Raw genomic sequence first — 19,555 nt, forward strand, 5'->3', positions numbered from 1 at the left:
GACTAGGTCTCGTTCGGATTACTAGAAGGTACGGTGTTGGGCATGACCGGGGTGGGTGACGACTCGCGCGGCCGCCTTGCGGGTAGGCCGTGGCTTGTCGTCGGCTTGGTTCTCGCCGTCGGCGCGACTCTCGCATTGGTGCTTTCCGACGACCTCCGCTACTTGCGGCTGGGGATCGTCGCGGCGCTGTGGGCCGCCCTGATCGGTGCGTTCCTCGCGGTCCGCTACCGCAAGCACGTGTCGCAGAGCGAGGACGCCGTCGCCGAGGCGCAGGCCGTCTACGAGCTGGAGCTGGAACGCGAGATCGCCGCCCGCCGTGAGTTCGAGCTGGAGATCGAGGCGGAGACCAGACAGGCCGCCGAGAGCCGCTCCCACGACGAGCTCGAAGCGCTCAGAGCCGAGGTGAGCGCCCTGCGTGAAAGCCTCCAGTCGCTCTTCGGCGGCGAGGTTCTCCTCGAACGCGTCGCGCTCACCGCGCAGGCCACCCGGATGCGGTCCCTCGACAACAAGCAGCTGATGAGCGCGGGGTCCGAGAACGGCAACGGCAAACCCCAGCTCATGGCGGCCAAGAGCACCACGATCGACGTCGACGAGCGTGAACGCGAGCGCGAGCGCCCGACCGAGATGATCGACCGCGTCCTCGAACCCGCTTCCGCGCGGGCGGCCACGCCGCCCGCCGCCCGCCGCAAACCGGCGAACGGCCAGGTCAACGGCACCAACGGCTACGGACAGAGCAATCAGGTCCAGCGGCCGAAACCGGTCGACGAGTCGACTCGCCGCAGTATGCGCAAGGCGGATGCCCGCGCCTCGAAAGCGGCGGAGGCGCTCGCCGCCGAGGCCGCTCGCCGCGAGCGGATGGAGATGTCGAACCCCGGCATGTCGCCCGCCGAGGTCTCCCGGCCGATGCCGAGGGTCGACGCCCAGCGCAAGACCCCGCCGCCGGTGACGCCTGCCGAGGTGTCCCGCCCGTCGATGCCGGGGGTGTCGCGCGCCGAGGTCTCACAGCCGTCGATGCCCACCATCGCCCGGCAGCCCCAGCGCCCGGAGCCCCCGCGCAACGAACCGCCCCGCCGCCCGCAGCAGTCTTCGCTGCAGCAGCGGCTCGACGCCGGCACGGTGCAGCGTCCGCCCGCGACGCGGCCCGAGGAGCAGACCCGGAAGCAGACGCCGCCGGTGAAGCCCCCGGCGCAGGCGAAGCCGGTGAAGAAGGTCGAGCCGGACCGTCCCCGGCCGAACCGCGAGCTCGGCCTGACCCGCCCCGGGATGAAACCGGTCGAGCGGTCCCGTCCGGCCGGTGGCACGCCGCCGCCCGCGAACAAGCCCGCCACGCCGGAGCCGATGGAGGCCACCGGCGAGTGGAAGCCGTCGTGGACGCAGGAGCGCCCGGTCTCCGATCTGAGCGCGGCGTTCCCCAGGAAGGACGACTTCCAGGACCGGCTGCGTCCCACACCGCCGTCCAAGCCCCAGCAGTCGGCGTCCCTGCCGCGTCCGGAACCGCGCCCCGAGCCAAGGCCGGAGCCGCGTCGTGATCCGGAGCCGCCGACCCCGCCGTCGATCCCGGCCGTGTCCGAGCCGTCTCGCCGGGCCGAGCCCGTGCGGCGGCCGGAGCCCGAACCCGTGCGCCGTCCGGCGGCCGAGGCGCCGTCACGGCACAGCTCCCCGCCGGTGGACGAGCCGCCCGCGGTCAACCCGACGTTGCCCGAGGAAATCCGGTTGGCGCAGAACGGCGGCGGCGGACGCCGTCGCCGGGCCGCCGAGGACTCCTCGGTCTCGATCACCCCGGCACCCAATGTCCCGGAGCCCACCGGCGGCGGCCGTCGCCGCCGCCCGGACGGGGAGCCCCCGGCCTGGCAGAGCGCCGAGTCCACCGGCGGCCGTCACGGCGGCAGGCGGGCGAAGCCGGACGACGAGACGCCGTCCCGCAACGGGTCGTCGCACAGCCGCCCGGAGACCTCCGAGGCTGGCTCCCACGCCTCCGGCCGGTCGGTGATGGATCTGCTCGCCGCCAACGGCGCGAACGAATCCACCCCGCGGCGCAGGCGGCGCGCCGAAGACTGACCGCATACCGACGGTAGGGTGACCCGCTGTGAGCGAGCCTTCCTCCCCGGCGCCCGGTCTCGACCGGCCCCGCCGGTCTCGGTCGATCACCGTGCTGCTGCCGGTGCTCGGGTTGATCGCCGTCGCGTTGTGCGGGCTGTTCGTCTTCGGCACGGTGACCGAAAAGGTGGGCCCGCTCGCGGTCGGGATCGGTGTGCTCGCGGCGCTGGTCCCGGTCGCCGTGGTGGTCACCGCGTTCCTGTGGGTCGACCGCTGGGAACCGGAACCGCCGAAGCTCCTGCTGCTGGCCTTCGTCTGGGGCGCGTGCGTCGCGACGATCATCGCGTTGCTGCTCAACAGCGGTGCCGAAGCCGTCGGTGACCTGCTGCTCGGCAGTGGCGGCGGGGGCAAGATCAGCGGGCTGGTGTCCGCGCCGCTGGTCGAAGAGGCCGCGAAGGCCGCTTTCATCCTGTTGCTGTGGTGGCGCCGCCCGAGCGAGTTCGACGGCGTCGTGGACGGCATCGTCTACGCCGGGTTCACCGCGGCGGGTTTCGCCTTCACCGAGAACATCTATTACTTCGGCCGCGCCTTCGCCGAGCACGGCTTCGGCGACGGCACGAGCGCCGGTGTGCTCGCGGCGTTCTTCCTCCGCGGCGTGCTCTCACCGTTCACGCATCCGCTGTTCGCCGTGATGACCGGGATCGGCCTCGGGGTCGCCGCGAGCAGCAAGGTCCGCTCGCTGCGGATCCTGGCGCCGATCGGCGGCTACCTCGTCGCCGTGCTGCTGCACGCGCTGTGGAACGGCGCCGCGCTGCTCGGTGGCGCCAAGACCTTCCTGAACGTCTACTTCCTGATCATGGTGCCGCTGTTCATCGGGGTCTTCTCGGTGGTGGTCATGCAGCGGCGCCGCGAGCAGCGGATCGTCGCCGCCGCCCTGCCGATGATGGTCGACGCGCGCTGGATCGCCCCGTCCGAGGTCTCACTGCTGGCCAGCCTCTCCGGGCGGCGGTCGTGGCGGAAACAGGCCAGGAAGCAGTCGGGACGGGAGGCGGCGAAGGCCGTCGGCCGCTACCAGGCCAGCGTGACCGAGCTCGCGTTCCTGCGGCGCGGCCAGAAGCTCACCGACGAGGCGAAACAGCGGCAGAGCGAGCTGTTGCGGGTGCTCAAGACGTCGCGGGCCGAGGCCGTACGGCTCGCCGACGGCGCGCCGCGCGGATGACCACTGTCAGGTGAAGCTGGTCACGAGCGCCGGTTCAGACCCGCGCCGGAGGGTTACCCTCGCGCCGTCGTCTGGTACCCGCGACCGCAGAGCGGGACTGGAACGAGTTGAGGAGTTTTCGACCATGAGCGTCCATTGGCGCACGCCATGATGAGGCCCGCTCGCCTGGCCGTCGGCGTCGTTTCCGCAGGTCGCGTCGGCAGTGTCGTCGGTGCGGCACTCACCAGGGCCGGGCATACGGTCGTCGCCGCTTCCGGTCTTTCCAACGCTTCGGTGCGCCGGGCGGAGCAACTGCTCCCCGACGTGCCGCTCCTGCCGCCCGACGAGGTCGCCCGCCGGGCCGATCTGGTCCTGCTGGCCCTGCCGGACGACGCGCTCGCCGGGATGGTGCGCGGTTTCGTCGCCACCGGTTCCCTGCGCCCGGGACAGATCGTCGTGCACACCTCCGGGTCGCACGGCATCGACGTCCTCGCGCCCGCCGCCGAGGCCGGCGCGCTGCCGCTGGCCCTGCACCCCGTGATGACCTTCACCGGCCGTCCCGAAGACCTCGACAGGCTCGCCGCCTGCAGCTTCGGTGTCACGGCGGCGGAGGGTGACGAGGCGGCGTGGAACGTCGGTGAGGCGCTGACCGTGGAGATGGGCGCCGAGCCCGTCCGGGTCCCCGACGAGGCGCGGGCGCTCTATCACGCGGCGTTGGCGCACGGCGCGAACCACCTGATGACACTGGTCGCCGACTGCGCGGAACTGTTGCGGGGGGCGGGAATCGCCCAGCCCGAACGCCTGGTGGCTCCGTTGTTGTCGGCGGCGTTGGATAATGTTCTGCGACACGGGGACCGGGCACTGACCGGGCCGGTGGCCCGTGGTGATCTCGGCACCGTGCGCAAGCATCTCGCGGTGCTGGCCGAACGTGGCCCCGACATCGCCCCGAGCTATCGCGCGCTGGCCAGGCGCACGCTGGCGCGCGGCGACGCCGCCGGGCTCTTGGACGCCTCGGCCGCCGCCGAGCTCACCGAACTCCTCAGTGATCCCGCCGAAGGGCAGCAAAACCAGTGACCACACCGAAATTCGCCCGAGGCACGCTGCACACCTTCCAGCCGCCGGAGCAGGTCAGCCAGGTGACGCGTGCGCTGCACGGCGTCGGCCGCAAGGTCGCGCTGGTGCCCACGATGGGCGCCCTGCACGCCGGGCATCGTGAGCTGATCCGCCGGGCGAAGCGGCTGCCGAACACGGTCGTCGCGACGTCGATCTTCGTGAACCCCCTGCAGTTCGGGGAGGGCGAGGACTTCGAGGCATACCCGCGTCCGCTGGACAAGGACCTCGAGGTGCTGAAGGAGGACGGCGTCGAGCTGGGCTTCCTGCCCAAGGCGTCGGATCTGTATCCCGACGGGGCCACCGTCACGGTGCATCCCGGCGCGCTCGGCGACGAGCTGGAAGGCGCGGTGCGGCCGGGGCATTTCGCCGGCGTGCTCACCGTGGTGGCGAAACTGTTCAACATCGTGCGGCCGGACTACGCCTTCTTCGGGGAGAAGGACTACCAGCAGCTGGTGCTGATCAAGAAGATGGTGCGCGACCTGAACTTCGACACCCGGGTCATCGGGGTGCCGACGGTGCGGGAGCGCGACGGGCTGGCGTTGTCCTCGCGCAACGTCTACCTGACTCCGGAACAGCGCGAGGACGCGATCGTGTTGTCGGCGGCGCTCACCGCGGGTGCCTTCGTCGGACGCGACGGCGCGGAAGCCGTGCTGGCGACCGCCAGGCAGACCCTCGCCGCGCGGCCCGCGGTCGAGGTCGATTATCTGGAATTGAGGGGAACCGACCTCGGGCCCGCGCCCGTCGACGGTGAGGCGCGTCTGCTGATCGCGGCCAGGGTGGGGAGTACCCGGCTGATCGACAACGTCCCGGTGGTGCTCGGCGCGGCCGTGGACCATCCGGAACACGCGCCGGACGCAGGGGAATAGGGAGAGTCCACGATGTACCGCACGATGCTGAAATCGAAGATCCATAGGGCGACGGTCACCCAGGCCGACCTCCACTACGTCGGATCGGTGACCGTCGACGAGGACCTGATGGACGCGGCGGATCTGCTGCCGGGCGAACAGGTGTCCATTGTGGACGTCACCAACGGCGCGCGGCTCGAGACCTACGTGATCGCGGGCGAACGCGGCAGCGGGGTGCTCGGTATCAACGGCGCCGCGGCGCATCTGGTGCACCCCGGCGATCTGGTGATCCTGATTTCGTACGCGCAGATGGAGAACGCCGAGGCGGCCGCGTTCCGGCCGCGGGTCGTCTTCGTCGACGCGGACAACCGGATCGTCGAGAAGGGCGCCAACCCCGGGCACGCGCCGGAGGGCTCCGGCCTGCTGAGCGGCACCGTGACGCTGGCCGACGACGACACGATGACCTTCCCGGTCGCCGAAACCGCCGACGCCCGCCGTCTCGACGCGCTGCTGCACGCCGAAAGCTGAGTCCTTGCTGCTCACGGTCGACGTCGGCAACACCAATATCGTTCTCGGGCTGTATTCGGGAAACGAGCTGGCTGGTGACTGGCGCATGCGCACCGACGCGCGGATGACCGCCGACGAGCTCGCGCTCACCATGCGCGGGCTCCTCGGCTCGCACGCGGACGCGGTCACCGGGATCAGCGCGCTGTCCACGGTTCCCGCCGTGCTGCGGGAGCTGCGCGTCATGCTTTCGCGGTACTACGCCAGGGTGCCGAAGATCGTCGTCGAGCCGGGGGTGCGCACCGGTGTGCCGCTCCTGGTCGACAACCCCAAGGAGGTGGGCGCGGACAGGCTGGTGAACACCCTGGCCGCGCATCACCTGCACCCGTCCACCGCCTGCGTGGTGGTGGATTTCGGGACTTCGACCAATGTGGACGCCATCTCCGCCAAGGGCGAATTCCTCGGCGGCGCGTTCGCCCCCGGTATCGAGATCTCGGTCGACGCGCTGGCCGCGCGGGCCGCGGCGCTGCGCAAGGTGGAACTGGTGCCGCCGCGGTCGGTGATCGGGAAGAACACCGTGGAATGCCTGCAATCCGGCATTCTCTACGGCTTCGCCGGCCAGGTCGACGGCCTCGTGAAGCGGATCAAGCGCGAACTCTCGCCGGGCGGGGCGGATCCGGTCGCGGTGATCGCGACCGGCGGCCTCGCGCCCTTGGTGCTCGGCGAGTCCGAGACGATCACCGAGCACGCGCCGGATCTGACGCTCCTGGGCCTCCGGCTGGTCTACGAGCGCAACCACCGCGTTTGACCGCATTCAGAGGACTAAACGCGGCGGGAGGCGATCATCAGCACCCGCCGCGTCATGAGGTCCTGGTTCCGCAGCGTCTGTTCGAGGCTCGCCCGGAGCCTCGAAGGATCGTCGCCCGATTCCGCCGCCAGCTCCTCCGCCCGTTCGAGCGACAGCTCCATCGTCCGCCGCTGCCGTGCCCGCCAGTCCGGCGTCTCCTCGTAGGCAAGGACGTCGAATCCGGCGGCTTCCAGCAGCGGCCGGTGGTCGGCGACCTGGGGCGGCCGGTTCACCGGCTGCCCGTCGAAGTCCCAGGTCGTGACGAGCAGCCGCCCGCCCGGCGCGAGGATCCGCGCGAACTCCTCGCAGGCGCGCCGCTTGTCGGGCGCGAACAGCAGCGCGTCGACGCTCATCACCGCTTCGAATGACGCGTCCTCCAGCCCGGTGTCCTGAAAGTCGCCGACCCGGAACTCGGTCGCCTCGACATCCATGGCCTCCGCGCGACGCCGTGCCGACGCCAGCGCCGTCTCCGCGATGTCGATGCCGGTGAGCGTCGCGTAGGTGCGTGCGGCGACCCACAGCCCGGGGCCGCCGCGCCCGCAGCCGATGTCGGCCAGCCGCCCACCCGGCTCCAGACGCGCTTCGGCGGCGATGCGCCGCAGGTCGGTGCGGGTCACGAAGCTGTAGGTGTCCAGTTCGGCGGGGTACTCGTCGCCGTACACCTCGGCCCAGATCCGCGCGGACACCGCCGACGCGGGGGCCCCGAACGTCGTCGTGAATGCCGCCTTCCAGTCGGTCATCGCTTACGCGCCCGGAAGACGGTGGTGGTGATCGGCAGGTCGAATTCCCCCGAGGCGGTTTCCGGATTCCGGTCGAGGAATTCCCGCGCCGTGCGAAGTTTGGCTTCGCGTTCCGCCGCCGTGGCCACCAGCATGTGCGAATGGGTCGCGAGAGTGGCGACGAGGGTTTCCGCCGTCCTGGGTTGTTTGTGGCCGAACGTCTTCTTCTCGAACGGCTCGAAGGCCTCGTGTTCCGGCAGCGATTCGTAGTCGCTCAGCCAGCGCCTGCTCATCGACGTCTTGATCAGCTTGTTCAGCTCCGCCAGCCAGCCCGCCGACTCGTCGTCGTGGTTCCACAACGCGGCGACGACTCCTCCCGGTTTCAGCACCCTGGCCATCTCCGGATAGGCCCGGTCGAGGTCGAACCAGTGGACGGCCTGGCCGACGACCACGGCGTCCACGGATCCGTCCGGCAGCGGGATCTCTTCGGCGGTCCCGATATGCGGCGTCACGGCGGGGAGTGTCTTGGTGAGCTCGGCGAGCATCTTCTCGTCCGGCTCGACGGCCGTGACCGAGACGCCCAGCGCCAGCAGTCCTTCGCTGACCTTGCCGGTTCCGGCGGCGAGGTCGAGGACCCGCTCCGGGGTTCCCGCCGCGCCGGCCAGCCCCCAGGCCAGTGCCTTTTCCGGATAGTCCGGCCGATGCGCGGCATAGTCGGCGGCCTTCGCGCCGAACGAGGCGGCGCGACGTGCGTGCAGTTCGGGTTCGATGCCGGGAGTGGATGAGTTCACGCGATCAAGGTTAATGGAGAGAAAACCGGCCGGTCCGGACCCGGAAAAGGTAATCCGGTTGGCGTAGGGAAGCGGCGGGTTCGTACGCTGTGCGCTATGACTGAAATCCCCGCATCCGAGGGCGTGAGCCCCGACGAAGACCTGCCGGAACAGATGCGGGTGCGCCGGGACAAGCGCGACCGGATAATCGCGGAGGGTATCGATCCGTATCCGGTCGAGGTGCCCCGGACGCACTCGCTGGCCGAAGTGCGCGCGAAGCATTCCGGTCTTCCTGTCGACACCGCCACCGGCGACATCGTCGGTATCACCGGCCGGGTCATGTACATGCGCAATACCGGCAAACTGTGTTTCGCGAGTCTTCGTGAAGGCGACGGCACCGAGTTGCAGGCGATGCTCAGCCTCGCGAAGGTGGGCGAGGACGCGCTCGCGGCGTGGAAGTCCGATGTCGATCTGGGTGATCACGTATTCGTCTCGGGCGAGGTCATCACCTCCAAGCGCGGTGAGCTTTCCGTGATGGCCGACTCCTGGCGCATCACGTCGAAAGCATTGCGCCCGTTGCCCGTGGCGCACAAAGATCTGGCCGAGGAAACGCGGATCCGGCAGCGTTATGTCGATCTGATCGTGCGTCCCAAGGCGCGGGACGTGGTCCGTACCCGCGCCGGTGTGCTGCGTTCCCTGCGTGACTCGTTTCACGGTCGAGGATTCCTCGAGGTCGAGACCCCGATGCTGCAAACACTGCACGGTGGTGCCGCGGCGCGGCCATTCGTCACGCATTCGAATGCCTTCGACCTCGATCTGTACCTGAGGATCGCACCGGAGCTGTACCTCAAGCGTTGCGTGGTCGGCGGGATCGAGAAGGTCTTCGAGATCAACCGCAACTTCCGGAACGAGGGCAGCGACTCCTCGCACTCGCCCGAGTTCGCCATGCTCGAGTACTACGAAGCGTATGCGACCTATGACTCCAACGCGGTGATGACGCGTCAGCTCATCCAGGAGGCGGCGCAGAACGTTCTCGGCACTCAGGTGGTCACTCTCGCCGACGGTTCGGAGTACGACCTGTCCGACGAGTGGACCACGCTCGGAATGTACGAGTCGTTGTCCGAGGCGTTGTCGGAAGAGGTCACTCCCGAGACGCCGGGGGACAAGCTGCGTTCCTATGCCGAAGCGCGAGAGCTGGAGCTCGACCCAAAGTTAGGCCACGGCAAACTGGTCGAAGAACTTTGGGAACATCTCGTCGGCGATCATCTCCACGAACCCACTTTTGTCCGTGATTTTCCGGTCGAGACATCCCCGCTGACCAGGCAACATCGCAGCAAGCCGGGGGTTGCCGAGAAGTGGGATCTGTACGTGCGCGGATTCGAACTGGCCACCGGATACTCCGAGCTGGTCGATCCCGTGGTAGAGCGTCAGCGTCTGGTGGAACAGGCTCGGCTGGGTGCACAGGGTGATAGTGAGGCCATGAACCTGGATGAGGATTTCCTCCGCGCGCTGGAGTACGGAATGCCGCCGAGCGGTGGTGTCGGAATGGGGATCGACCGGTTGCTGATGGCGCTGACCGGCCTTGGTATCCGGGAGACCATCCTGTTCCCGCTCGTCCGACCCGAATAACCCGTCCGCGTGACAGATACCTCGATCGTTCTCGTAAACAAGATTTGCGTTATGAGTCGGTAGCGGGTATTAATGTCGCTAGACAAAGTCTTCTGTCCGGGGCATGCCCCGTACCAGATCATTCGTGTAAGCCCCCAGCAGGAGGAAACAGATGGCACAGAAGGTGCTCGTCTCGCTCGTCGACGACCTCGATGGCACTGAGGCGGAAGAGACCGTCGAGTTCGGTTTGGACGGTGTGAGCTACCAGATCGACCTTTCCGCGGAAAACGCGGAAGAGCTTCGTGACGCGCTGGCCCAGTATGTGGAGCACGCCCGTCGCGCGGGTGGCCGTAAGCGCACCGCCATTCGTCCGGTCGCCGGCGTGAAGGCCGCCGCCCGTCCCGCGACCGTGGACCGCGAGCAGAACCAGGCCATTCGCGCCTGGGCCCGCAAGAACGGCTTCCAGGTTTCCGACCGTGGGCGTATCCCGTCCGAGGTCGTGGAGGCCTACCACAAGAAGAACTGAGGTCTTTCAGACCAGACGGCCGCCGGGAAACTTTTCCCGGCGGCTTTCTTGTTCTTGTACACGGTTCAAGCGGGCGTACTCGGTGGGCGCCCATCCGGTCACGGAGCGGAAATCCCGGGTGAAGTGCGCTTGGTCGCTATAGCCCAGCTCCGTCGCCAGTTCCGCGTAGTCCGGCCGTTCCTCGGCGGCGATCCGTGCCGCCGCTTCGTTCAATCGGTATACCTGAATCGCCCATTTGGGGGCGGTACCGACATGTTCGGCGAACAGGCGTTGCAGGCTTCGTTGAGACAGGCCCGTCCGGCTTGACAGCTCGGCGACCCGGGTAATGGCGGGCTCGGCCGCGATTGTTTCCACCGCTTCGATGGCCGTCGCGGCCGCGGCGGTGAGCACCGGGCGTTTCGCGAGGAGCAGTTCCTCCGCGCCACGGACCATTTCGAAGTCGTCCGTCGCATTCCGTACCGATTCCGTCACTCCTCCGGCGCCGGGGAAGAGATCGGTGAGCGGAACGGAACCGCCGGAGATCATCGAGACCGGACCGCCGAGGAATGCCCGGAATGCCCCGGGGCGGAATCGCACGCCGATACCTTGGTCCGCGCCCTCGACGAGGTAGCGGAAAGGCCGTTTCCCCGGCCCGAACGCGCCTGCCGCGAGGCGGAAGAACGTGACGTTCACCGCGAGATTGGGCAAAACCGCCTGTTCCTCGCCCGGTCGGCCGCGCAGATCCCAGCGCAGCACCCAGTGGTGGTCGACGTACGGGCGCAGTTCCGGCGTCGGCGGATGCCGGACGAGGCTGAACTTCGCCGCCCGCGCGTTGACGATCCCCGCCGGGATCCGGTGCCCGCTCACCGGATGAACCTAACTCTGTCGCGTTTCTTCAAGACAGCGTGCCGGTTCCCGTGAGCTCATGACCTCATGTCCGAACACAGTGCCCTGATCGCTCCCGCCGCCGCGGAATTCGCCGGAATCCTGCGCGGGATCGGCGAGTCCGACCTCTCCGGCCGCACCCCGTGCGCCGAGTACGACGTCCGCGCGTTGCTGAACCACCTTCTCTACTGGGGCCCCTGGCTCGAAGCCGCCGGGAGCAAGGCGGCGCCGCCCGAGGTGTCCGCCGGCGAGGCCGAGGCGGGCCTCGCCGACGGCGAATGGCGCAATGCCATCGAGAAGCAGACCGCGCGGCTCGTGGACGTCTTCGGGGCACCCGAGGCGTGGCAGGGCACGACGGCGCTCGGCAAGACGGAGATGCCGTCCTCGTTCGTCGGCGACATGGTGCTCGGCGAGTTCGTCTTCCACGGCTGGGATCTGGCGAAGGCGACCGGCCGCTCGCTCGACGTCGCACCCGAAGTGGCCGAAGCCGTCTTGGCGTCCGCGGCGGCGATGGGGGAACAGGCCCGGGCGATGAAGGTGTACGGGGAAGAAGTGGCCGTCGCGGGAGACGCGACGACGTTCGAGCGTGCCTTGGGCGTGACGGGACGGAACCCCGGCTGGATCCGTTAGCGGATTCGCGGGCACCCTCCGCATTCCGATTCCGCGGGAAGCAGATAGTTGAAACAGCAGCCTTCGCGGATTCTCGTCCACTCGCGGCATCCGTCGGCTCCGGTGGTCAACGTCAGCTTCGATGACGATGTCAACGGCGGGAACCGGGCTTCGAGGACCAAGGCCGCGTCCGCGACCCCGGCGCCCTCGGCCTCCGGGGTCCCGCCCAGCCGCCCCGCCGACCACAGCGCGTTGTCGAGCGCGTCTGTGGCGGCGGCCCACAACTGGCGTCGCCCGAGCCTCGTCATCGGCCCGTAGACGTCGATGAACCGGCTCGCGTGCGCGACGAACCGGCCCCGCAGGACGGCCGCCAGCGCCCGTTCGCCGGAGACCACGACGGCCATGGGATGTGCCGAGCCAGGGTCCGTGGGCAGGCAGTGGAATCCGTCGCCGAGGACGGCCACCGAATCGGGATGGGGCCGGTCGGCGCCGATCCGGAACGCCAGCGCGGACGGCGCCAGCGACGGGACGCGGCGTTCGTGATGGAGCAGCATCGCGCCGGCCAAGGCCGGGACGTGCAGGTACCAGGACAGGATCCAGCTCGCCGGGGTCCGCTCGGGGATTTCGGTCGCCTGCGGATACGTCTCGGCCAGCCAGTCGCGGAGGCGCTCCCGCCAGCGCACGAGGCGGGCCGGTTCGCCGAGCAGATCGGCGCAGCGGACCCAGCCCGGCTCACCCTCCGGCACGTCCGCGCGGAGCCGGGTGTCTTCGGGCATCCTCGACAGGGAGGCGCTCAGTCCGTCTTCGCGTGACGCGAGCGTGTGAGGATGTGACACACCGACCTCCCGTCATTAGGTACGCCTAACCTTACATACCGTCCGTGACTACTCCGGACGGGTGTCCATCCGCTGGGCGGAGCCGTGTTCGCGCTCAGCGGACAACGCTCATCCGGCGGAATCCGGGCACGCGTTCGCACGTTGGGCTTGACGTAAAGGTGCAGGGCAACCGGAAGATGAAAGAGCGCACGGCCGGAGAACGGCCTGGGCGCGAACGGGCCGCAATCAGCCGTAGTGGTACGCCAGCGCGACCGCATGGCTACTAGAGTGGTCTCACGGTGCTGAATCCATCGCGGTGAAAGCACGATGGAAACGGGCCGCCGTCGCAGCAGTCGAGGGAGTGCACATGTTTGAGAGGTTCACCGACCGCGCGAGGCGGGTGGTCGTCCTGGCCCAAGAAGAGGCCAGGATGCTCAACCACAACTACATCGGCACCGAGCACATCCTCCTGGGTCTGATCCACGAGGGTGAAGGTGTCGCCGCCAAGGCGCTGGAATCGCTGGGCATCGCGCTGGAGGGCGTCCGCCAGCAGGTCGAGGAGATCATCGGCCAGGGGCAGCAGGCCCCGAGCGGGCACATCCCCTTCACCCCGCGGGCCAAGAAGGTGCTTGAGCTGTCGCTGCGCGAAGCGCTGCAGCTCGGCCACAACTACATCGGCACCGAGCACATCCTGCTCGGGCTGATCCGCGAAGGAGAAGGCGTCGCCGCACAGGTGCTCGTCAAGCTCGGCGCGGACCTCAACCGGGTGCGTCAGCAGGTTCTGCAGCTGCTGTCGGGCTACCAGGGTGGCAAGGAGTCGACCGAGACCGGCTCCGGACGCGGTGAAGGCACCCCGTCGTCGTCGCTGGTGCTCGACCAGTTCGGCCGCAACCTGACCGTCCAGGCCCGCGAAGGCAAGCTCGACCCGGTCATCGGCCGGGGCAAAGAGATCGAGCGGGTCATGCAGGTGCTGTCGCGGCGCACCAAGAACAACCCGGTCCTCATCGGTGAGCCCGGCGTCGGCAAGACCGCCGTCGTCGAAGGGCTCGCGCAGAACATCGTCAAGGGCGAGGTCCCCGAGACGCTGAAGGACAAGCAGCTCTACACCCTCGACCTCGGCTCCCTGGTCGCCGGTTCCCGGTACCGCGGTGACTTCGAAGAGCGCCTGAAGAAGGTGCTGAAGGAGATCAAGACCCGCGGCGACATCATCCTGTTCATCGACGAGCTGCACACGCTCGTCGGCGCGGGTGCCGCCGAGGGCGCGATCGACGCCGCGTCGATCCTGAAGCCGATGCTGGCCCGAGGCGAGCTGCAGACCATCGGCGCGACCACTCTCGAGGAGTACCGCAAGTACATCGAGAAGGACGCCGCGCTGGAGCGCCGCTTCCAGCCGATCCAGGTCGGCGAGCCGTCGCTCGAGCACACGATCGAGATCCTGAAGGGGCTGCGCGACCGGTACGAGGCGCACCACCGCGTCTCGATCACCGACGGCGCGCTGGTGCAGGCGGCGACCCTCGCGGACCGCTACATCAACGACCGCTTCCTGCCGGACAAGGCGATCGACCTGATCGACGAGGCCGGCGCCCGGATGCGCATCCGCCGCATGACCGCGCCGCCGGACCTGCGCGAGTTCGACGAGAAGATCGCCGACGTGCGCAGGGACAAGGAGTCCGCGATAGACGCGCAGGACTTCGAGCGCGCCGCCCGCCTCCGTGACGAGGAGAAGACCCTCCTCGGCCAGAAGGGCGAGCGGGAGAAGCAGTGGAAGGACGGCGACCTCGACGTCGTCGCCGAGGTCGACGAGGAGCAGATCGCCGAGGTCCTCGCCAACTGGACCGGCATCCCGGTGTTCAAGCTCACCGAGGAGGAGACCACGCGTCTGCTCCGCATGGAGGACGAGCTGCACAAGCGGATCATCGGCCAGGAGGACGCGGTCAAGGCCGTCTCCCAGGCGATCCGCCGCACCCGCGCCGGCCTGAAGGACCCGAAGCGTCCCTCCGGCTCGTTCATCTTCGCCGGCCCGTCCGGTGTCGGTAAGACCGAGCTGTCCAAGGCGCTCGCGGCGTTCCTGTTCGGCGAGGACGACGCGCTCATCCAGATCGACATGGGCGAGTTCCACGACCGCTACACCGCTTCGCGGCTCTTCGGTGCCCCTCCGGGCTACGTCGGCTACGAAGAGGGCGGCCAGCTGACCGAGAAGGTGCGGCGCAAGCCGTTCTCGGTGGTGCTGTTCGACGAGATCGAGAAGGCCCACCAGGAGATCTACAACACGCTCCTGCAGGTCCTCGAAGACGGCCGTCTCACCGACGGTCAGGGTCGTACGGTCGACTTCAAGAACACCGTGCTCATCTTCACCTCGAACCTGGGTACCTCGGACATCTCCAAGTCCGTCTCGCTCGGGTTCTCGTCCGGCGGTGACAGCACCAACCGGTACGAGAAGATGAAGCAAAAGGTCAACGAGGAGATGAAGAAGCATTTCCGGCCGGAGTTCCTGAACCGGATCGACGACATCATCGTCTTCCACCAGCTGACCAAGGACCAGATCATCGAGATGGTCGATCTGATGATCGCCCGGGTCGAGACGCAGCTCAAGGCCAAGGACATGGAGCTGGAGCTCACGCCCAAGGCCAAGTCGCTGCTCGCCAAGCGCGGCTTCGACCCGGTGCTGGGCGCGCGGCCGCTGCGTCGCACGATCCAGCGCGAGATCGAGGACCAGCTGTCGGAGAAGATCCTGTTCGGCGAGGTCCAGGCCGGCCAGATCATCCTGGTCGACGTCGAAGGCTGGAACGACGAAGAGGGCGAGAAGGACGACAAGGCGCACTTCGTCTTCCGCGGCGAAGCCCGGCCCTCGTCGGTCCCGGACGCCCCGCCGGTCAGCATCGGCGCCGGCTCGACCGAAGAGAACGGTGAAGCCGAGGGCGAGTAAGTCTCTCTGCTCTGGAAGTGCCCGTCGCGGTTCGCCGCGGCGGGCACTTTCGCATCCGGGGCCGTGGCGTCCGTCTGATCACGCGTGTTCCGCCTCCAATCACGCGAGTTCGCCCTTCAATCACGCGAGTTACGTGTTCGGTCACGCGAGTTCGTCTTTCCGTACGGACGCCATGCGTGTCTGGGTGGACGACACGTGTGCGTGGATGGACGACACGCGTGATTGAGGGCGCGACTCGCGTGATTGGAGGCGGAACTCGCGTGATCGGGGGGCGTGAGACGATGCCCTCGGGTCCGGGAGGGGGTCAGGTGGACGTTCTGGCGATCGATTTCGGTACCTCCAGCACGGTGGGGGTGCTTTCGATCCACGGCAGGGGGACGCAGGTCGTCGAGATCGACGGGTCGGTGACGATGTCGTCCGCGATCTACGTCGACAAGGACGGCACGGTCTTCGTCGGCCGGGACGCCGAACGCCGGGCCCGGCTCGATCCGAGCCGGTTCGAGGCGAATCCGAAGCGGCGCATCGACGAGGGCGCTCTCCAGCTCGGTGACGTCTCGCTCCCGATCGCCGACGCCTTCGCCGCGGTCCTGCGCCGGGTCGGCGAAGAGGCCGAGCTGCTTCTCCAGCGTCTGCCCGCGCAGGTGCGCATTTCGCATCCCGCGGGCTGGGGCCCGGATCGCAAGCAGATCCTCCGCGACGCCGCGCTCAAGGCCGGATTTCCCGCCACGGTGCTCATTCCCGAGCCGGTCGCGGCCGCCGCGCATTACGCCTCCCTCAACAACGGCAGGCGCCCGCCCGGTCCGATCGCGGTGTACGACCTCGGGGCGGGCACCTTCGACTGCGCCGTCGTCGGGGTCAGCGCGCAGGGGTTCGCTGTGCTTGCCGAGGACGGGCTGCCCGACCTCGGCAGTCTCGACATCGACCAGGCGCTGCTGGTGCATATCGGCCGCGAGGTTTCGCATTCCGATCCCGCGCACTGGCAACGGATCCTGCGCCCGCAGTCGGTCAGCGACCGCCGGACGCGCCGGTCGTTGCTGCAGGATGTCCGTGACGCCAAGGAAAGCCTGTCCCGCCACCAGCAGACCGAGATCCCGATGCCGGAGCCGTTCGGCGACGTGCGGGTGTCGCGGATGGAGCTCGAAGCGCTCGTCCGGCCGAGTTTCCTGCGCAGCGGCGAACTCCTGGCCGCCACGATCCATCGCGCCGGGCTGTCCCCGGATCGGCTCGGCGGCGTCTACCTCGTCGGCGGGCCGAGCCGGATGCCGTTGCTGGCGAGCCTGCTGGCGAATCAACTCAGGATCGCGCCGACCACGCAGGACCAGCCGGAGACGGCGGTCGCGTTCGGGCTGCATCACGTGCCCACCGGTGGCGAAGACTCGCAGCTGACCGTGCCCGCTTTCGCGCCGGTGCGGCCACAGCCCGTCCAGCAGCCCGTCCAGCAACAGCCCCCGCCGCAGCGTCCGCAGCCGCCGCGCTGGACGCCGCCCCCGCCACAGCCCGGCCGGAGCTGGCAGAAGCCCACGACCTACGGCGTCGTCGCGCTCGCCCTCGCGGCGATCGTGACGACGATCGTCCTGCTCAGCGGGGGCGAGAAGGCGCCGGTCGCGGCGCCCGCCCCGGCGCAACCGGTGAGCTGCGATCAGCCGGGGCCGAAGGACGCGCAGGGGTTCACGGACTGTCTCCGCCGGATCGCCGCCGTCATCCCGCAGCGGGACGACTGCCGGGACGCGCCGGACGCGGCCGCCACGGTGGGGGCGTCGTCCGCGGTCACTTGCGTGTTCCAGGACGGCAAAGGGTCGAACGCGATCAACTACTACCAGGGCGTCGCGATGACCGGCCTGGAGGACGGCGTCCGGCAGCGGATGACCAAGGGCAAGCCCGCGGAGGGCACCTGGGCGGCCGACGGGCTCCGAGGGCGCTACGTGGCGGGCGTGGGAGCTCGCAGCGGCATCGTGCTCTTCGGGACCGAAGACGCGCCGTTGAGCGCGATGCTCGTCTCGACCCGGAGCGACGGCGGCGCGCGGACGACCGCGGAGATGGTCGAGTTCTTCACCGCGCAGCTCAAGCCTTGATCAGTGCAGGGTGCCCGCCGGTGTCGAAAGGTCTTCGGTCACCGAAAGCGCCGTGTCCACGATGATCTCCAGCGCCTCGGCGGAGCGGTGCACGGCCAGGCTCGGCGCGGTGGTCCGCGCGGCCTGCTCCGGGGTGTACGGCACATGCACGAAACCGCCGCGCACACCGGGAAAGTCGTTGTCCAGCAAGTGCATCAGCCCGTAGAAGACCTGATTGCACACGTATGTCCCGGCGGTGTGCGAGACCGACGCCGGCAGCCCCGCGTCCTTGATCCCCGTGACACAGGCCTTCACCGGCAGCGTGGTGAAGTACGCGTTGGGCCCGCCGGGGATCACCGGGACGTCGACGGGCTGCGAGCCCGCGTTGTCCGGGATGCGGGCGTCGATCAGGTTGATCGCGACCCGCTCCGGGGTGACGTCGGGGCGGCCGCCCGCCTGGCCGACGCAGATCACCAGATCCGGGCGGTACTCGTCGATCGCGTCGCGCAAGGTGACCAGCGAACGCGAAAAGACACACGGCAGTTCGACGGCCACGGTGTCGTGCCGACGGCCGGTGAGCAGGGAAACCGCCTGCCACGACGGATTCACCCGCTCACCGCCGAACGGTTCGAAACCGGTGAGGAGCACAGACGTCATGCCCTCACCCTAACGTGTGACGCAGGTCAGGCGGCGGGCTTGAGGTCCCCGGGGTAGAGGAACTCGGGCGCCGGTTTGGTGTTGCCGTAGAACCACGCGTCGAAGAAGCCCTGGAGGTTCTTGTGCGCGACGCGCTCGGCGAACTTCTGGAACTCCGGAAGGCTCGCGTTGCCGTCGCGGTGGATGGCGGGCCACGTCTTGAGGACGCGGTCGAACGGCGCGGCGCCGATGTAGTTCTTCAGCGCGTGCAGCGCCACCGGCCCCTTCGAGTAGACGTAGGTGAACTCGTTGCCAGGGCCCATGTCGTACAGCTTCCCGGCCCAGAACCGGTCCGTCGCCTTCTGCACGGCGGTCAGGTAGCGCGCCTTGAGGTCCTGGCCCGACTTCGCCTCGGACCACAGCCATTCCGCGTACGAGGCGAAGCATTCGTTCAGGCAGACGTCCTTCCACTTGTCGACGGCGACCGAGTCGCCCCACCACTGGTGGGCGTTCTCGTGCACGATCGTCGGGATGTTGCCCGCCGCGCCCGAGTAGATCGGCCTGCTCAGCGTCTCCAGCGAGAACCCGATCGGCTCGGCGAGGAAGATGCCGCCCGCCGCGTCCACCGGATAGCGTCCGAACTTCGACGCCAGGAAGTCGATGATCTCCGGCAGCCGCGCCTCGGCCTGTTTGGTCGACGCGGGGGTGCCGGGGGCGTAGGCGTTGACGACCGGGGTGCCGTCGGACAGCTTCGTCCGCTCGAACTCCCATTTGTCGATCGCGACCGTCGTCATGTACGGCACGGCCGGGGTCTCTTCGGCCCAGACGTAGGTGGTCTTCGGCCCGTCGGCGAAATGCCCGCGCTCGCGGCCGTTCGAGATGACGCCCCACTCCGAGGGCACGGTGACGGAGAGGTGGAAGGTGGCCTTGTCGCGCGGGGTGTCGTTGACCGGGTACCAGGTGGTCGCGGATTTCGGCTCGCCCGCGACGAAGGCGCCGCCGGATTTCGCGTACTGCCAGCCGTTCTCGCCCAGCGCCGGATCCTCGATCGGCTGCGGGACGCCGTGATACGCGATTTCGGCGGTGAACCGCTCGTGGTTCCGCAGCGGACGCGCCGGGGTGATCACGAGTTCGTGGTCGCCGGTGCGGATGAAGGCCGCCTTCCGCCCGTTGACCTTGACCGAGTCGACGGTCAGCCCGTGCAGGTCGAGGTTGAACGAGCTCAGCGCCTGCGTGGTCCGCCCGGTGATCGTCTGCAGGCCGGTGAGCTGCTTGGTGGCCGGCTCGTAGCCGATTTTCAGGTTGTAGTCGCCGACGTCGTAGCCGCCGTTGCCGTCCTGTGGGTAGTAGCTGTCGCCAGCGCCGTCGGCGCCGGGTTTCCCGGTGTCGGCGACGGCGGTCCCGCCGCCGAGGACACTCGCGGCCAGAACGGCGGCGATGACGGCCGCACTCCGGTACCTCATTCACGCTCCCAGTCGATCGGCTGT

General features: G+C 68.9%; 17 protein-coding genes. 11 read left to right on the forward strand and 6 right to left on the reverse strand.

The annotated features are described in order from the left end of the window. Positions 1–42: 42 nt before the first annotated feature. The 6 genes from ACIBTM_RS10295 to ACIBTM_RS10320 all read left to right on the forward strand — a co-directional run bounded on the left by ACIBTM_RS10295 (position 43) and on the right by ACIBTM_RS10320 (position 6,505). The gene (locus ACIBTM_RS10295) at positions 43–2,058 is read left to right on the forward strand and encodes a DUF6779 domain-containing protein (RefSeq protein ID WP_395876193.1); all 2,016 of its coding nucleotides are present in this window, start codon (positions 43–45) and stop codon (positions 2,056–2,058) included. A gap of 28 nt (positions 2,059–2,086) precedes the next feature. Beyond that, positions 2,087–3,256, forward strand: coding sequence for a PrsW family intramembrane metalloprotease (locus ACIBTM_RS10300; protein WP_395876194.1), 1,170 nt, complete (start codon positions 2,087–2,089; stop codon positions 3,254–3,256). A 135-nt stretch (positions 3,257–3,391) separates the two neighbouring features. Beyond that, positions 3,392–4,309 carry a Rossmann-like and DUF2520 domain-containing protein gene (locus ACIBTM_RS10305; protein WP_395876195.1) on the forward strand — a complete coding sequence of 306 codons (918 nt, stop codon included), beginning with the start codon at positions 3,392–3,394 and terminating at the stop codon, positions 4,307–4,309. Further along, the gene (gene panC / locus ACIBTM_RS10310; protein WP_395876196.1) at positions 4,306–5,214 is read left to right on the forward strand and encodes a pantoate--beta-alanine ligase; all 909 of its coding nucleotides are present in this window, start codon (positions 4,306–4,308) and stop codon (positions 5,212–5,214) included. The genes ACIBTM_RS10305 and panC overlap by 4 nt, the downstream gene beginning before the upstream one ends. A 12-nt stretch (positions 5,215–5,226) precedes the next feature. After that, entirely contained in the window at positions 5,227–5,721 is a 495-nt protein-coding gene (panD, locus tag ACIBTM_RS10315; protein ID WP_016337767.1) for an aspartate 1-decarboxylase, read from the forward strand. Positions 5,722–5,725: 4 nt separating this feature from the next. Continuing rightward, on the forward strand, positions 5,726–6,505 hold the full coding sequence (locus ACIBTM_RS10320) for a type III pantothenate kinase (RefSeq protein WP_395876197.1): 780 nt from the start codon (positions 5,726–5,728) through the stop codon (positions 6,503–6,505). Positions 6,506–6,519: 14 nt separating this feature from the next. Here the strand turns inward: ACIBTM_RS10320 and ACIBTM_RS10325 are convergent, their stop codons facing one another. Together ACIBTM_RS10325 and ACIBTM_RS10330 are read right to left on the reverse strand one after the other, a co-directional pair. Further along, on the reverse strand, positions 6,520–7,284 hold the full coding sequence (locus ACIBTM_RS10325; protein WP_395876198.1) for a class I SAM-dependent methyltransferase: 765 nt from the start codon (positions 7,282–7,284) through the stop codon (positions 6,520–6,522). Beyond that, positions 7,281–8,054 (reverse strand): class I SAM-dependent methyltransferase, encoded by a 774-nt coding sequence (locus tag ACIBTM_RS10330; RefSeq protein ID WP_395876199.1) that lies wholly within the window; start codon positions 8,052–8,054, stop codon positions 7,281–7,283. Before ACIBTM_RS10330 ends, ACIBTM_RS10325 begins: the two co-directional genes overlap by 4 nt. A gap of 96 nt (positions 8,055–8,150) precedes the next feature. Between ACIBTM_RS10330 and lysS the strand changes: the two genes are divergently transcribed. Then, entirely contained in the window at positions 8,151–9,662 is a 1,512-nt protein-coding gene (lysS, locus tag ACIBTM_RS10335) for a lysine--tRNA ligase (RefSeq protein ID WP_395876200.1), read from the forward strand. A 151-nt stretch (positions 9,663–9,813) separates the two neighbouring features. Beyond that, complete coding sequence (locus tag ACIBTM_RS10340; RefSeq protein WP_005165380.1) at positions 9,814–10,167, forward strand: Lsr2 family protein; 354 nt, start codon at positions 9,814–9,816, stop codon at positions 10,165–10,167. A 6-nt stretch (positions 10,168–10,173) separates the two neighbouring features. On the opposite strand, the gene ACIBTM_RS10345 is transcribed toward ACIBTM_RS10340, so the two are convergent. Next, positions 10,174–11,013 carry a helix-turn-helix domain-containing protein gene (locus tag ACIBTM_RS10345; RefSeq protein ID WP_395876201.1) on the reverse strand — a complete coding sequence of 280 codons (840 nt, stop codon included), beginning with the start codon at positions 11,011–11,013 and terminating at the stop codon, positions 10,174–10,176. A 66-nt stretch (positions 11,014–11,079) separates the two neighbouring features. On the opposite strand from ACIBTM_RS10345, the gene ACIBTM_RS10350 reads away from it, so the two are divergent. Then, positions 11,080–11,661, forward strand: coding sequence for a TIGR03086 family metal-binding protein (locus ACIBTM_RS10350; RefSeq protein WP_395876202.1), 582 nt, complete (start codon positions 11,080–11,082; stop codon positions 11,659–11,661). Here the strand turns inward: ACIBTM_RS10350 and ACIBTM_RS10355 are convergent. Continuing rightward, on the reverse strand, positions 11,658–12,476 hold the full coding sequence (locus ACIBTM_RS10355) for a (2Fe-2S)-binding protein (protein ID WP_395876203.1): 819 nt from the start codon (positions 12,474–12,476) through the stop codon (positions 11,658–11,660). The two genes, ACIBTM_RS10350 and ACIBTM_RS10355, sit on opposite strands and share 4 nt — an antisense overlap. Positions 12,477–12,822: 346 nt before the next feature. Between ACIBTM_RS10355 and ACIBTM_RS10360 the strand changes: the two genes are divergently transcribed. Continuing rightward, entirely contained in the window at positions 12,823–15,381 is a 2,559-nt protein-coding gene (locus ACIBTM_RS10360) for an ATP-dependent Clp protease ATP-binding subunit (RefSeq protein ID WP_395876204.1), read from the forward strand. 308 nt (positions 15,382–15,689) lie between these two features. Next, entirely contained in the window at positions 15,690–17,453 is a 1,764-nt protein-coding gene (locus ACIBTM_RS10365) for an Hsp70 family protein (protein ID WP_395876205.1), read from the forward strand. Here ACIBTM_RS10365 and pcp read toward each other — a convergent pair whose 3' ends face one another. Both pcp and ACIBTM_RS10375 read right to left on the reverse strand, forming a co-directional pair. Then, on the reverse strand, positions 17,454–18,089 hold the full coding sequence (gene pcp, locus ACIBTM_RS10370) for a pyroglutamyl-peptidase I (protein WP_395876206.1): 636 nt from the start codon (positions 18,087–18,089) through the stop codon (positions 17,454–17,456). Positions 18,090–18,115: 26 nt separating this feature from the next. Then, positions 18,116–19,531 (reverse strand): M1 family metallopeptidase, encoded by a 1,416-nt coding sequence (locus ACIBTM_RS10375; protein WP_395876207.1) that lies wholly within the window; start codon positions 19,529–19,531, stop codon positions 18,116–18,118. Positions 19,532–19,555 lie beyond the last annotated feature (24 nt).

The sequence above is a fragment of the Amycolatopsis sp. NPDC049868 genome (assembly GCF_044461365.1).
Classification (GTDB): domain Bacteria; phylum Actinomycetota; class Actinomycetes; order Mycobacteriales; family Pseudonocardiaceae; genus Amycolatopsis.